Below are 13,663 nucleotides of genomic sequence, written 5' to 3'. Positions count from 1 at the left end.
GCGGCTAATCTGTAGCCCCCGCAACACGCGCCACCCCGCACTGGCGCCCCGATCCAAAGGAAGTTGACCGCCTATGGACTTTTCCTCGCTGCTCACGACTCTCCAGGACTACTGGGCCATTCTCGACCGACACCCCCTGATCAGCGCGGCCCTCGGCCTGGGCGTGCTGCTTAGCCTGGCCTGGCTGCTCGGCCGCCTGGCGCGCTTTCTACTCCAGCGCGTAGCCGACCTGCTCGCCCGGCAGCCAGCACTGAGCTGGGTCAGCGACCTGCGCAATAACCGCGTCTTCATGCGCCTGGCGCAGACAGTGCCCTCGCTGGTGGTGCAGTTCGGTCTCGCGCTCATCCCCAACCTGACGGGCCGGCCCGAGACATTCCTGCGCAACCTGGCGCTGGCGATCACCGCATTCTTCCTGCTACTGGCGGTGAGCGCACTGCTCGACGCCCTGCTGGACATCTATGCGCGCACCGAACACGCCCGCACGCGCTCGATCAAGGGCTATATCCAGTTGGCCAAGCTGTTCCTGTTCGTCTTCGGCGGCATCATCATCGTCTCCATCCTGATCGACCGCTCGCCGATGCTGCTGCTTTCCGGACTGGGGGCAATGTCCGCGGTACTGCTGCTGGTTTACAAGGACACCCTGCTGAGCTTCGTCGCCAGCGTACAATTGACCAGCAACGACATGCTCCGCGTGGGCGACTGGATCGAGATGCCACAGGTAGGCGCCGACGGTGACGTGGTGGACATCACCCTGCACACCGTCAAGGTGCAGAACTTCGACAAGACCATCGTTTCGATCCCCACCTGGCGCCTTATGTCCGAGTCGTTCCGCAACTGGCGTGGCATGCAGCAGTCCGGCGGGCGACGGATCAAGCGCAGCATTTACATCGACTCCAGCCAGGTACGCTTCCTCGACGAAGCGGAGTCGCAGCGACTGACAGGCGTTCGTCTGCTCACTGACTACCTGCAGCGCAAGCACGGCGAGCTGGCCGACTGGAACAGCGCCAACGCAGGCACCGCTCCGCTCTCCGCCAACCGCAGGCGACTGACCAACATCGGCACCTTCCGCGCCTACGCCGAGGCGTATCTGAAGGCTCACCCGGATATCCACCCCCACATGACCTGCATGGTGCGCCAGTTGCAGGCGACTTCCGAGGGTGTGCCACTGGAAGTGTATTGCTTCACCCGAACGACCAGTTGGCTGGACTACGAGCGGATTCAGGGCGACATCTTCGACTACCTGCTGGCGGTCCTGCCGGAGTTCAGTCTGGGCGTCTACCAGCAACCCAGCGGCCAGGATCTGCGCAGCGGCATAGCCGGCCTGATACACGATGGCTCGCAGGACAAGGCCCGGCAATCGCCGATCGATACCGAGCAGCCGGCCTGACCGGAGGGGCAGCAGCGGTTGCCGCTGGCCGACGCCTCAGGGCGGTGCCATTCTCAATCCAGGCGCGCCGAGCGGGCGCGCCTAGCAGGAGAACGCCATGCCACCCGTCCTCATCTACTACGTAGCCGCCAGCCTGGACGGCTACATCGCCCGTCCCGACGGTAGCGTCGATTGGCTGCAAGGCTACGATGGCTCGGGCGACGATCACGGCTACGATGCCTTCTACGCCAGCATCGACGGCCTGCTGATGGGGCGTGCCACCTACCTGCAATGCCTCGGTTTCGGCGCCTGGCCATACCCAGGCAAACCGACGGTCGTCATGACCCGCTCCAATCACCTTCCACAGGCAGCCCCCCAGGTCGAGTTGCTGCACTGCCCGCCGAGCGAAGCGCTGGAAACCCTGCTGGCAAAGGGCTGCAAACGCATCTGGCTAGTCGGCGGAGGTAGTCTGGCCGGCAACATCCTCGCAGCCGGATTGCTCGGCGAGGTAATTGTCAGCATCATCCCGCATCTGCTCGGCGCCGGCATTCCACTGTTCAGCGTCGGGCTGGAGCAGCGCCTTCAACTGCTGGAGCAGCGCAGCTTCCCCAGTGGCATCGTGCAGATGCGTTACCAGGTTCTCAAGGAAACCCCTTCGCCATGATCACCATCGCCGCCGCCTGTCTGCTCGATGACACCGGACGCCTGTTGCTGGTACGGAAACGAGGTACTCACGCCTTCATGTTGCCCGGCGGCAAGCATGAGACGGGAGAAACACCGGTACAGGCACTGCTGCGCGAACTGCAGGAAGAACTGGACCTGCGCCTGGAGGAAAACGCGTTGAAGCCACTGGGGCGCTTCCAGGCCGATGCGGCCAACGAACCGAATATGCGAGTCGACGCCCATGTGTTCGTCGCGACGCTCCCCCACCCGGTTCAGCCCGCCGCCGAGCTGGAGGAGCTGGCCTGGCTGGATACCGCCAGCGACTATCCACAGAACCTCGCACCCTTGCTGCGCGAGCAGGTTCTTCCCGCCCTGCTCCAGCACCTGGGCTGACTTCAGGCCAGCACGAGAATCTGCATTTCGTCGGGTTTTCCTCCGCCGTACCGCATCGCACCTGGCTTTCCGTCATTCGCGGCGCCACATCGCGCGCACGCCCTCAGCCCCCATCCCATAGGGCTTCCAGCTATAAGGTCGAACCGTGACCAACGCGTCTGAACACATGTCACGGCCACTCCGACAAGTCACACAGCGACTATCAGAATCGACGGACGGTAAAAACTGTCATGAAAAGTCGTTCAGAATGCGTGGAATTTTTGAGCGGACCAAGGGAAACCACGCCGCAGAGCAACGGCGATCCAGCGGAGTCTGGGTGACATCAACCAGCAAGAAGACATGCCGAATGCGTAGTACCCTTTTGACATGCCTTTCCATAGGCTTGGCGACCCTCTTGGCCGCCACCGAGGCTAACGCCTCTAACAAGATTTCACGCACCTACCAACCCGCGCCAGTCGACTTGCGCGTTCCGGTTCAGGGCAGTGCACTGCTGACCTTCAACTCGAAAACCGTAAAACCGGCCAAGAGCGAAGCGCATCAGGTAACTCAACGTGCCTTCAGCATGATCGGAACGCCGTACCGCTGGGGGGGCAGTTCGCCCAAGCGCGGCTTCGATTGCAGCGGCCTGGTCAATTACGTTTTCCAGAACGTCGATGAAGTAGACCTGCCGCGTACCGCGCGCGAGATCTACAACATGCGGGAAAACCCGAAGATCGAGCGCACTGACCTACAACCGGGCGACCTGGTGTTCTTCCGAATCCACAACCGCCGCAATGTCGACCATGTCGGCATCTATGTCGGCGACAACCAGTTCGTGCATGCCCCGCGCCGTGGCCAGAAGGTTCGCGTCTCCGATCTCAACGGCGATTACTGGAAGCGTCACTACCTCGCAGCCAAGCGAATCCTGCCGGAAACCCTGGCGAAGGCCGATCTACCCGGCCGTCGCTACGAGTAACGTCGCGGCGCTTCCTCCCACGGGGGAAGCGCCCGCCCCCTCAAAGCCTGCGACGCGCCTGCCGGCGCAGCAACCGGGCACTGTCCCAGCCGGTCAGCAGTACGGCGATCCAGATCGGCCCGTACGTCCACAACTGCGCCGGCTGGAACGCCTCGCCCAGAAACAGCACAGCGACGGCGAACAACAGCACCGGCTCGACATAGCTGAGAATTCCGAATAGCCCCATCGGCAGCAGCCGGCTGGCCGCCATCATGGCGCCGAACGCCAGCGCGCTGATGAGCCCGAGCAGGGGTAGCAACGCCCATAGCCGGGGCGTTTCCATCAGCATCCTCCCGCTGCCGGTCAGCCAGAGCGCAAGGAGCGCGAACGGCAGCAGTACCAACATCTCGAACACGAACCCCGATAGCGCGTCCACGCCCATCTTGCGGCGCAGCATGAAGTACGGTGGATAACCCAATGCGGTGATCAGGGTGAACCAGGAGAATGCGCGAGTCAGCCACAGCTCGTGCAGTACGCCAAGGGCCGCGAAGGTAACTGCAATGGCCTGCAACGGGGTGAGCCGCTCGCCGTAGAATACCCGGCCGCACATAACCATCGTCAGCGGAAGCAAGAAATATCCCAGAGATAGCTCAAGCGTTCGCCCGATCATGGGCGCCCAGATGAATACGCCCCACTGGACCAGCATCATCGCTGCCGTAAGCGGGAAACACGCGAGCAGCCACGGCTCACGCAACAGGCGCCGCCAGGAGTCACGCAGCACTCCGCCCTGGCGGGTGAACCACACCAGCAGCAACACCATCGGGATCGACCACAACACCCGATGCGCGATCACCTGAACGCTGGTCAGCGGTTCGAGCGCATGAATGTAGCCAGGCAGGGTCACGAACAGCAATGATGACGCCAGGGACAGCGCCACGCCACGTCCGGAAATTCTCACGAACGGCGCTCCAACGGCCGGCGGCGCAAACCCAGTCGATTGACTCCCAGCGAAGCCACGATTACCGCGCCTCCCAGAGCCAGTCGCGGCAGATCGGCGTGCTCGTTCCAGATCAGCAGATTGATCAACAATCCCACCGGCACATGCAGGTTGTTCATCACAGCCAGCGTACCGGCATCCACCAGCGTGCCGCCCTTGTTCCACCAGAACTGCCCGAGCGCCGTCGCCAGCAGCCCCATCCAAACCAGCACCCCCCACTGCAGTCCAGTGCTCGGCAACTTCTGCGGATTTCCAAACAGCAGCCAACCCGGCAGCGCCACCAGCAGTGCGCCAACGAAGAAATAGCCGAAACGACGAAACTGCGGGATATCCGAGGGATAGCGCTGCACCAGATGTTTGTAGAACACCTGACCCGCGGCGAAGGTGGCATTGGCCAGTTGCAGCAGCAGGAAACCTTCAATGAAGTCACCGCTGATGCCGTCATAGCGAATGATCCCTGCGCCAAACACGGCCACGAGAGCCGCCAACAAGGCCCAGGCGTTGAAACGACGGTTCAGCACATCGTCAATCAGCGCGACATGCAGCGGCGTCAACACGGTGAACAACAGAACCTCGGGAACCGTCAGGACGCGGAAGCTCTGATAGAGGCAGACGTAGGTGATGCCGAACTGCAGGGCTCCCACCAGCATCACACCTGCCACGAAGCGCGGATTCACCCCGCGCCAGCGGGTCAGCGGCAGGAAAACCAGGCCAGCGAGCACAACACGGGTGAGTACGGCGAAATAACTATCGACCTGTCCGGCAAGGTATTCGCCGATCAGGCTGAAAGAAAACGCCCAGAGGACGGTAACGAAAAGCAGGTATGGCATGGACGCGAGGACCGGAAGGGGACGAGCAAAGTAACGCCAGGTGCCAGATGGAGAAAAGCTCTGCGCGCCCGCCGCTTAAGAAGCACGGAAATGAAAAAGGGCGACCGAAGTCGCCCTTTTCCTTGGATGAGGAAGCAGGGATTAGCCCTGGTTCTCCATCTGAGCACGGATCAGGTCACCGATAGTGGTCGGACCAGTGCTTTCTGCGTCTTGCTTGCTACGCAGTTCTTTCATCGCATCCTTCTCATCATCAACGTCCTTGGACTTGATGGAGAGGCTGATGACGCGGCTCTTACGGTCGATGCTGATGATCTTGGCTTCGACTTCTTCGCCTTCTTTCAGAACGTTGCGAGCGTCTTCAACGCGGTCACGGCTGATTTCGGAGGCTTTCAGGATGCCTTCGATTTCGCCGCCCAGGCTGATGACAGCGCCCTTGGCGTCAACTTCCTTCACGGTACCGCGAACGATGGTGCCCTTCTCGTGCATCGAGGCGTAGTTGGAGAACGGATCGTCTTCCAGCTGCTTGATGCCCAGGGAGATGCGCTCACGCTCCGGATCAACGGAGAGGATGACGGTTTCCAGCTCGTCGCCCTTCTTGAAGCGGCGAACGGCTTCTTCGCCAACTTCGTTCCAGGAAATGTCGGACAGGTGAACCAGACCGTCGATGCCACCTTCCAGACCGATGAAGATACCGAAGTCGGTAATCGACTTGATGGTGCCGGAGATCTTGTCGCCCTTGTTGAAGCGGCCGGAGAAGTCTTCCCATGGGTTGGACTTGCACTGCTTGATGCCCAGGGAAATACGACGACGCTCTTCGTCGATGTCCAGAACCTGAACTTCCACTTCGTCGCCAACCTGAACGACTTTCGACGGGTGGATGTTTTTGTTGGTCCAGTCCATTTCGGAGACGTGTACCAGGCCTTCCACGCCCTCTTCCAGCTCGGCGAAGCAGCCGTAGTCGGTGAGGTTGGTGACGCGGGCCATGACGCGGGTGCCTTCCGGGTAACGAGCCTTGATAGCAACCCATGGGTCTTCGCCCAGTTGCTTCAGACCCAGGGATACGCGGTTGCGCTCGCGGTCGAACTTCAGAACCTTGACATCGATCTCGTCGCCAACGTTGACGATTTCCGACGGATGCTTGATACGCTTCCAGGCCATGTCGGTGATGTGCAGCAGACCATCGACGCCGCCCAGGTCAACGAACGCACCGTAGTCGGTGAGGTTCTTGACGATACCTTTGACCTGCTGGCCTTCCTGCAGGGATTCCAGCAGAGCTTCGCGCTCGGCGCTGTTCTCGGCTTCCAGGACACTGCGACGGGAAACGACAACGTTGTTGCGCTTCTGGTCCAGCTTGATGACCTTGAACTCGAGCTCTTTGCCTTCCAGGTGAGTGGTGTCGCGCACCGGACGCACATCCACCAGGGAGCCCGGCAGGAACGCGCGGATACCGCTGACGTCGACGGTGAAACCGCCTTTGACCTTGCCGTTGATGACGCCCTTGACCACTTCGTCAGCGTTGAAGGCAGCTTCCAGAACCAGCCAGGATTCTGCACGCTTGGCTTTTTCGCGGGACAGCTTGGTCTCACCGAAGCCATCTTCAACCGCGTCCAGCGCAACGTGGACTTCGTCACCCACCTTGATGGTCAGCTCGCCCTGTTCGTTGTAGAACTGCTCGACCGGGATGACGCCCTCGGACTTCAGGCCGGCATGAACGGTAACCCAGTCACCGTCGATGTCGACCACGATGCCGGTGATGATTGCACCCGGCTGCATGTCGAGGGATTTCAGACTTTCTTCAAAGAGTTCTGCGAAGCTTTCGCTCATGTCTATACCTGTAGTCAAAGGCTTGTAAGCCCGATTCCGCGCCACCAGCGAACACGGTCAAGTGATGAAAAAGAAGCCAGCAGGATCAAGACTGGTATCCTGCCGGCCCCCTGTTGCATCCGCCGAAGCGGATGCTCCACATTCAGATTTTAAGGAAACGCTTCGCTCAATATGGGCGAAACCCTCCCGATACAAGGTCTGGAATGGTAGCAACGACCTTCACACACGTCAATTGCGTTCACCCCCTCGCTGCCAGATGCGCTGCAGCCTGCGCAACGGCGAGGTCAGGAATATGACAAGGCTATCGCGCAATATGCGGCAACACGCTCCGATCCGCCTGGCCTCAGCCAACTGCATGGAGAGCTCCAGCCCCTGCTCCTCCAGACGTTCGCGTTCCGAACGGTACCAGCTCAGTGCTGACTCCCTCTCCGCAAGCATTGTCCCAAGCCCAGCCAACTCATTCTCGAAACGGTCGTGTTCAAGGCTCCAGGCGGCCTCACGCTCGCTGGCCGAGCATTCAAGTGCTGCGACCTTGCTCCGCAGCTCTTCCTGCCCGAGTTCTGCGCACTTGTTCTCAGCCAGACGAGACTGCCAGTTGGTCCATAACTCGATATCCTGGCGCCCACAATGCCGCAACAGCGGCCAGAGCGACTGAAAGTCCTCAATTACCTTGGCAAGCGCTCCCCCTCCGCTGTCGAAACACTTGCCTTCGACCAGATCACGCAGCAGAACGTAGAGCCGCACCAAAGCTGGGAAACTGTCCGGATGCGCTTCCAGGTCCGCCACGACGAATTCACTATGGCGCAACTCATGTTCAACCACCTCATTCATGAAGCGATCCAGCGCCACCTGATCCACTGCCAGCCCTATTCTGGTTGCAATTTTGCTCAATACTGGTCGAGGCGAATCAATCAAATCGTCGTAATCAATGACGATTGCCCGCCCGCTCAGCGCGAACGGCAGAGTCCGATACATATGCTCGTACCAGAGGAGTAGACATTTGGCGTCAGGAAACCCGTCCCGCGCCTTCAGAGACGCCGCCACACTCAGTGGATTACGCAGTGGAATCACATAGTCGACGGCATCGCTCTGCGCCTCCAGAATTGGCGCCCAGACACCCATAAGCCGTGGCATACGAGGATCCTTGATCCCGAACACCGAGTGCGCCTGAAGGCGTTGTTCCAACAATTGGGCCAAACGCACTTGCAACTCAGCGCAGTGCGGCATCGACAGCAAAAGCTGCTCATCGAACCCCAGGCTCGATGAAAAGCCACCAAGTACGCCATACAGTTCGTCATTGAGGGCGATTATGTCCTCATCTTCCCAGAACCCCTTGGGATTATCCGATCTCGGCGCAATCAGACGGTCGCCATACTCCACTCCCAGGCACTCCAGAGCCGCAGATAACAGGCTTGTACCAGAGCGGTGCATGCCCAGCACGACAACCACACGACTCATGCACTCCCCCTGGAGCGGCGGCGCCATACTTCTGCGACTTGCCAACCGAGCGAGTACAGGTAGAGCACTCCCTTCAGAATCACCGGCAATGGCGCAGCCCTGAGCAGTACACGTCCCAACGCTCCTCGCCTCATGGCGCGCAGCAACCGCCAGCAACACCACTGCCATTGGAGATGAGCAGCCGCTCGACATTCACTAGAGGATCTCACCGTACCTGTAGCAACGCCTCCTTCCTCCAGCGCCTGCCCCACAAGCTCCGTCAAACGGTTCTCGAAATGAAGGCGGTTAAAGGAGTCGACAATTCGACGCCTGGCATTAACGCCCATCTTGCACAAAGCCTGACGATTACCAAGCAATAACGTCAACGCTTCGCAATAGGCCTGCACCTGATCGAACTCATCAGGATCGATCAACACGCCACACCCTGGCCCGACGAGTTCGGCTTGTCCTCCAGCCCGGGCGCCAACGATTGGCAGCCCGCAAGCCATTGCCTCGTACAACACCAGCGCGATGCCTTCGGCCTGTGACGGCAGGAAGAACAGATCCGCCATCTGCATCGCCCCTCTCAACCCAGCATCGTCTAGCCAGCCGAGCATGCGTACCCGCTCGCTCAAACCAAGTTTCTGGAACCGTAACTCCATATGGCTGGCCATCTCTCCATCACCAGCCACCAGAACAACGAAGTCCGCTCCCAGGCGCTTGAGCCGAGCCATGCAGTCGACGAACAGGTCGGGTCGCTTCTGCCGGCACAAGCGACCAGCGAAGAGAATGACAGGCACATCCGTCGCAACTCCGAACCGCTGACGGCCCATAGCTCTGGCAACGGCACACGGCCGCCAGATTGCACTGTCGACGAACCAGTGCAATACGTCGATCTTGCCGACATCGACGCTCCGCGTGGCCATCCACTGTTTCAGGTGACTGGAGACGACCCAGTGCCTTGCAAGCAAAGAATCATTCCGAACGGCAATCGCCGGGAAGCCGCCTCCGCTCCAAGCCTCCTCCATATGGTTCAATGCGACCCAGGGCGCAGGCACGTCCCCTATATCCAATCTGGAGAGCAGCTCATAGCCGGCCCGACTATTGGATAGCAAAACCAGGTCAGGCCGACGGCTCGCCAGTAAGTGACGCAAAAATCCTCGCAGGGTCTGTGGAGCTAGAAACCAGGGCGCGATGAACACATCTGCGCCAAGTTCACGGAATCGGTGTGCCCATCGGTGTTCACACTCCAGTGTCGCCAATATGGTGATCGTCCACCCTCGCGAGCGTAGGCATCGTGCGATATCCAGATTGCAGCGATCCGCGCCTCCCGGCTCCAGCCAAGGCACGACCATCAACAATTGCCGCCTAGGGTTGCCTACCACCCACCTACCGACAACATGCCTCCCGCGCAGCCAATGACAATCGGCCACGCTATTGATGCCGTGCGCGGATAATCGCCAAGGCTGTCCGACAACATACTGGTACCCCGCGCGGCTCACTCTCAAGTGAGAACGGAAGAACCACAGTGCCTGCTCGATCGCCAGTTGATCCAAACCCTCGACCGCGCGATCCAGACATAATTTCGCCTCGTACCCCCACAAACGCTCGAACATAGCGATGAAACGTGGCTCGGCGGAGTAGATGACTCGTCGATCATTGCGCAAAGATTCTGGTGCACGCTCCGCTATCAGCAGCCAGCACCAGTGAGGCATGGTCTGCGTCCGCAAGAATTCAGCAATGGCGTCCAGTTCGACCTCAGCCAGAGGCTTTCGCGTTACGACAAGCACCACGCCATCAGGCTCAGACATTCGAGACCCCCTCCGGCCTCAACGCACAAACCACCCGCCGAGTCATCCAAAAGTTTTCGACGAAAGCCGACCAGTGGCGGCGATCAAGCAACCACGGGAGTCGATAGATCAGGTCAGCGCGCTGCACGAGCCAAGCCGGCAACCTAGCAGTGTGTTCCACGACCACCTGCAGCGACACACCCGACGGCAATGACTCAATAGCGTCACGGGACGGCGTCGTCTCACCGGCATGCAGATGCAGCAGATAGACACCGGATTCAGGAGATCCGTACTGGGTCGGACGGGACAGGTTGAGCAACGGGCTAACCACTGGGCGCGATACTTGCCGTCTCCGCAACTCGCGGCGCCAGGCCCGGTCACTGAAGAATACGGGGTGATGTCGCCGCAACTGGCTGTGCATCTCCCAAGCTCGCTGATTCGCCTGGCGCAAGCGCGTAATACCGTGCCGGCGATAAAAATGCAGCGGCTCGGGAATCACACGCCCCCGAATACCTCGAGTAGCCAGGCGAATCCAGAAATCCCAGTCCTCGTAGAGACAGTCCTTTCGCTCCGCGTACCCACCTACCGCAAGCCAATCGTCTCTTCGGAATATCGCTGCTCCGCCCAAGTGATTCACGAAACGCAGCAATTCGATGTCGAGGTTCTCGGTCCTGCACAACCTCTGCTCATCACCAAAGAGCTGCAACCAACTGTATGCCAGCCCAACCCCGCTGTCGGCCTCAAGCAGGAGCAGGCACTTCTCGAAGTAATCGGGAGCAAGATAGTCGTCAGCATCCAGGCAACAGATGTAGCGCCCCCTCGAGCGAGCGATGCCTGCGTTACGAGCGCCACCCGGTCCCGCATTAACCTGTCTTAGCAGCGGAATCCCCACCCACTTTGCCAATCGATTCAGCGCACGAATCGTTCGGAGATCACTCGACCCATCGTCGACAATACAAACTTCGAAATCCTGAAAGGTCTGACGCGCAAGACTACGCAGTGCATCGATTACAAACTCCCCGTCATCGAAGCACGGTATCACCACACTCAGTAATGGGCGCTGTCTCGTCCAGAGCATGCCATCACATACATCCATACTGGACTGCTTAACTATCATTGGCGCCCCCAGCCAATACCGCCGCAGTATCCGAGCCAGTACTCCCACAAAGCGACCGATAGAGAAAAATCGCCATCCATCGCTTGTTCTCGCCATTCGCAATCCATTCATTCCCGTCGAGGACATGGCCAGTATCCCGGCAGTTGTTCCATCTGCTGCAGGAAAGCCTGGTATCCATGCCTTGCAACCAGTAATGCCTGCGCATGTTTCACTTTTTCGGACGCCTCGTCGGGATTCGTCAATACATGGCGAATGACCTCGACGAATGCCAATGCTCCCGCCTCTGGCTCAAGAGGGAAACCACGTGAACTATCGATCAGCTCGCCGATCCCTCCCACTACAGCAGCAACTACAGGCAAGCCTGATGCGGTCGCTTCCAGCAGTACATTCGGCAACCCGTCATAGGCCGATGTATAAAGAAACAGCGCATAGTCATCGTCCGCCGCTATCTTGGAAAAATCGTCGTATCGTCCATGCAGGCAGACGTTGGGCAACTGCCCCAAGCGCTCCACTACCCCGCAATCATCAGCATCCGACTCGCCATAGACTTCGAACTGAACGTCAGGCATACGCCTGGCAATCTCCAGCAACAAGCTTGGTCGCTTCTGAGATACAAGTCTGCTGGCCCATAGAACCTTGCGGCCAACCGTTGATGTACGCCTTACCTCAATGCATACCGGGAAGTAGACGGTGTGCATCAGCTCAGAAGGCATTCCATCACGCCAGCGCAAGGCATCGATAAAGGCAGTATTGTCGGAAATCACCCCATCGAGATGCTTCCACACCTTTGGCAGGAACTCGGTGGCATATCCGCAACGCACACCATAACGGTCCAGATCATCACAATAGAGGCTTGCGAACAGACGCTTTCCGCTACTACGCAGAGGCTTGCCGAAACTTTCGAACAGTTGCCACCCCAGATGCGAATTGATCAGATGGAGGGTTGTGGCAGGGCTCTGCAGGAGCAGACGCAGCAATACCAAGCGCCGATCATCATCGCTGGCCTGTCGTGATAGCTGACCGAACTCGACGACACGAACCTGCTGGGGGAATCGATGGCTCCACGGAGAAACCACATCGCGCGTCAGAACCACCGTCACACGTAGCCCTCTGGCGACGCAAAGCTGCACGTGATGAAGTGTTCCCAAGTCCGACCCGCCACGCATCATATGCGGAGCCAGAAAGATAATGTCCGGCTCAAAGGTCACGAAATCGTCCAGCATGTCCTGGTACAAATGTGCAGCGTAGGTATCCTCTGGAGAACTCCAGGTATGAAACTTGGCCAGCACTTCGGGAGTGGGATAGATCGCCGGCTCAATGTGCGCGAGCGCGCGCATCTCGTCGATGATCCAGTCCGGCACCTTCGCCGGATTGTGCAGCGCGCCTAGCGCCGCTGAAGAGATCGACGGATACAACTCAGGAAACCACCGGTACTTCAAGCGGTCACAGAGCAGCACAAAGTGCTGCATCTGTTGCTCAGTCAGATAGTTCCGTAGGAAGCGTATACCTCGGTAATAGTTACGGCGCGCAACCCGGGTCAGCCAGCGTTTGAACTCCATGCTCCTACCCATGAGAAATCAGTGCCTCCAGAGCTTCGACGAGAAAAAAGGCCCGGGCTGCAACACCACCTGCTGAGCAGTGGCATCTCTCTGCCTTGATTGGGTGACCTTCTGTCGATAGAACAGTGCCGTTCCCGGGGCAGTGGTATGCCGTATCCCCTGCGCTAGCACCGCCAAGCTCCAGTCCCAGTCTTCGTAACCGAAACCACTCGTGGCCATCTGTGAGCCGCGATACGGACACGCCAGGAAGACCTCACGGGGAGCAATCACTGTAGACACCCACAAGTGATGCTTGAAGCAGCTCTCGAGTTGGCCTTCCCCTATCAGTTGATCGCTGAGCCTTCCCATTCCCCAAGCGGAGCCGAACACGACGAGATAGTCCGTATGCACCACGACCTGTGGATATCTTCTCAACATACCGAGAGACTCGACGACCCAATTGGCACTGCAGTAGTCATCTCCATCAAGAATGCCCAGATAAGATCCTGAGGCGGCGTCGATACCGGAGTTGCGAGCGATAGCCGGATCGCTATGCCGAGTGGCCAGGCAGACATCGGATCGGCGCAACACCGGGTGACTACGGACGATGCGACCTGTATCGATATCAGCGCTATCCAGCACCGCTACCAGTTGCATGTTGATGCCAGCGGCCTCAGAGACACGACGCAATCTTTCGAAGCCCAGCAACGACCAATGCGCCAGATGGGCCTCCGCATGGAAGGTCATCACTATGGATACGATGTCACGTCCCAT

Annotated in this window: 12 protein-coding genes; 4 read left to right on the top strand and 8 right to left on the bottom strand. The window is 59.3% G+C overall.

Annotation, left to right across the window (positions count from 1 at the left end; translation table 11 throughout):
• The first annotated feature begins 73 nt into the window (after positions 1–73).
• From OU419_RS09505 to OU419_RS09490, 4 genes are all read left to right on the top strand, one after another.
• Positions 74–1,387, top strand: coding sequence for a mechanosensitive ion channel family protein (locus tag OU419_RS09505; protein WP_254471924.1), 1,314 nt, complete (start codon positions 74–76; stop codon positions 1,385–1,387).
• 97 nt (positions 1,388–1,484) lie between these two features.
• Complete coding sequence (locus OU419_RS09500) at positions 1,485–2,030, top strand: dihydrofolate reductase family protein (protein ID WP_254471923.1); 546 nt, start codon at positions 1,485–1,487, stop codon at positions 2,028–2,030.
• Positions 2,027–2,422 (top strand): NUDIX hydrolase, encoded by a 396-nt coding sequence (locus tag OU419_RS09495; RefSeq protein WP_254471922.1) that lies wholly within the window; start codon positions 2,027–2,029, stop codon positions 2,420–2,422. The genes OU419_RS09500 and OU419_RS09495 overlap by 4 nt, the downstream gene beginning before the upstream one ends.
• Positions 2,423–2,768: 346 nt before the next feature.
• Positions 2,769–3,377, top strand: a complete 609-nt coding sequence (locus OU419_RS09490) for a C40 family peptidase (protein ID WP_254471921.1) — start codon at positions 2,769–2,771, stop codon at positions 3,375–3,377.
• A gap of 40 nt (positions 3,378–3,417) precedes the next feature.
• On the opposite strand, the gene rarD is transcribed toward OU419_RS09490, so the two are convergent.
• From rarD to OU419_RS09450, 8 genes are all read right to left on the bottom strand, one after another.
• Entirely contained in the window at positions 3,418–4,314 is an 897-nt protein-coding gene (gene rarD / locus OU419_RS09485) for an EamA family transporter RarD (protein WP_254471920.1), read from the bottom strand.
• Entirely contained in the window at positions 4,311–5,183 is an 873-nt protein-coding gene (locus OU419_RS09480; RefSeq protein ID WP_254471919.1) for a carboxylate/amino acid/amine transporter, read from the bottom strand. The genes rarD and OU419_RS09480 overlap by 4 nt, the downstream gene beginning before the upstream one ends.
• 141 nt (positions 5,184–5,324) lie before the next feature.
• Positions 5,325–7,007 (bottom strand): 30S ribosomal protein S1, encoded by a 1,683-nt coding sequence (rpsA, locus tag OU419_RS09475; protein ID WP_254471918.1) that lies wholly within the window; start codon positions 7,005–7,007, stop codon positions 5,325–5,327.
• Positions 7,008–7,235: 228 nt separating this feature from the next.
• Positions 7,236–8,465 (bottom strand): sulfotransferase family protein, encoded by a 1,230-nt coding sequence (locus tag OU419_RS09470; RefSeq protein WP_254471917.1) that lies wholly within the window; start codon positions 8,463–8,465, stop codon positions 7,236–7,238.
• Complete coding sequence (locus OU419_RS09465; protein WP_254471916.1) at positions 8,462–10,255, bottom strand: glycosyltransferase family 4 protein; 1,794 nt, start codon at positions 10,253–10,255, stop codon at positions 8,462–8,464. The genes OU419_RS09470 and OU419_RS09465 overlap by 4 nt, the downstream gene beginning before the upstream one ends.
• On the bottom strand, positions 10,248–11,477 hold the full coding sequence (locus tag OU419_RS09460; protein WP_254471915.1) for a glycosyltransferase family 2 protein: 1,230 nt from the start codon (positions 11,475–11,477) through the stop codon (positions 10,248–10,250). Before OU419_RS09460 ends, OU419_RS09465 begins: the two co-directional genes overlap by 8 nt.
• The gene (locus OU419_RS09455) at positions 11,459–12,910 is read right to left on the bottom strand and encodes a glycosyltransferase family 4 protein (RefSeq protein WP_254471914.1); all 1,452 of its coding nucleotides are present in this window, start codon (positions 12,908–12,910) and stop codon (positions 11,459–11,461) included. Before OU419_RS09455 ends, OU419_RS09460 begins: the two co-directional genes overlap by 19 nt.
• A gap of 18 nt (positions 12,911–12,928) precedes the next feature.
• Positions 12,929–13,663, bottom strand: coding sequence for a glycosyltransferase family 2 protein (locus OU419_RS09450; RefSeq protein WP_254471913.1), 735 nt, complete (start codon positions 13,661–13,663; stop codon positions 12,929–12,931).

The sequence above is a fragment of the Pseudomonas triclosanedens genome (genome assembly GCF_026686735.1).
GTDB lineage: Bacteria > Pseudomonadota > Gammaproteobacteria > Pseudomonadales > Pseudomonadaceae > Pseudomonas > Pseudomonas triclosanedens.
The sequence above is the reverse complement of the archived record's forward strand: the minus strand, read 5'-3'. Positions and strand labels throughout refer to the sequence as shown.

Bases quoted from the DNA above. Each gene is read 5' to 3' on its own strand.
- OU419_RS09480 (WP_254471919.1), bottom strand. From the start codon at position 5,183: ATGCCATACCTGCTTTTCGTTACCGTCCTCTGGGCGTTTTCTTTCAGC.
- OU419_RS09450 (WP_254471913.1), bottom strand. From the start codon at position 13,663: ATGGGACGTGACATCGTATCCATAGTGATGACCTTCCATGCGGAGGCC.
- OU419_RS09495 (WP_254471922.1), top strand. From the start codon at position 2,027: ATGATCACCATCGCCGCCGCCTGTCTGCTCGATGACACCGGACGCCTG.
- OU419_RS09500 (WP_254471923.1), top strand. From the start codon at position 1,485: ATGCCACCCGTCCTCATCTACTACGTAGCCGCCAGCCTGGACGGCTAC.
- OU419_RS09505 (WP_254471924.1), top strand. From the start codon at position 74: ATGGACTTTTCCTCGCTGCTCACGACTCTCCAGGACTACTGGGCCATT.
- OU419_RS09490 (WP_254471921.1), top strand. From the start codon at position 2,769: ATGCGTAGTACCCTTTTGACATGCCTTTCCATAGGCTTGGCGACCCTC.
- rpsA (WP_254471918.1), bottom strand. From the start codon at position 7,007: ATGAGCGAAAGCTTCGCAGAACTCTTTGAAGAAAGTCTGAAATCCCTC.
- OU419_RS09465 (WP_254471916.1), bottom strand. From the start codon at position 10,255: ATGTCTGAGCCTGATGGCGTGGTGCTTGTCGTAACGCGAAAGCCTCTG.
- OU419_RS09455 (WP_254471914.1), bottom strand. From the start codon at position 12,910: ATGGAGTTCAAACGCTGGCTGACCCGGGTTGCGCGCCGTAACTATTAC.
- OU419_RS09460 (WP_254471915.1), bottom strand. From the start codon at position 11,477: ATGTCCTCGACGGGAATGAATGGATTGCGAATGGCGAGAACAAGCGAT.
- OU419_RS09470 (WP_254471917.1), bottom strand. From the start codon at position 8,465: ATGAGTCGTGTGGTTGTCGTGCTGGGCATGCACCGCTCTGGTACAAGC.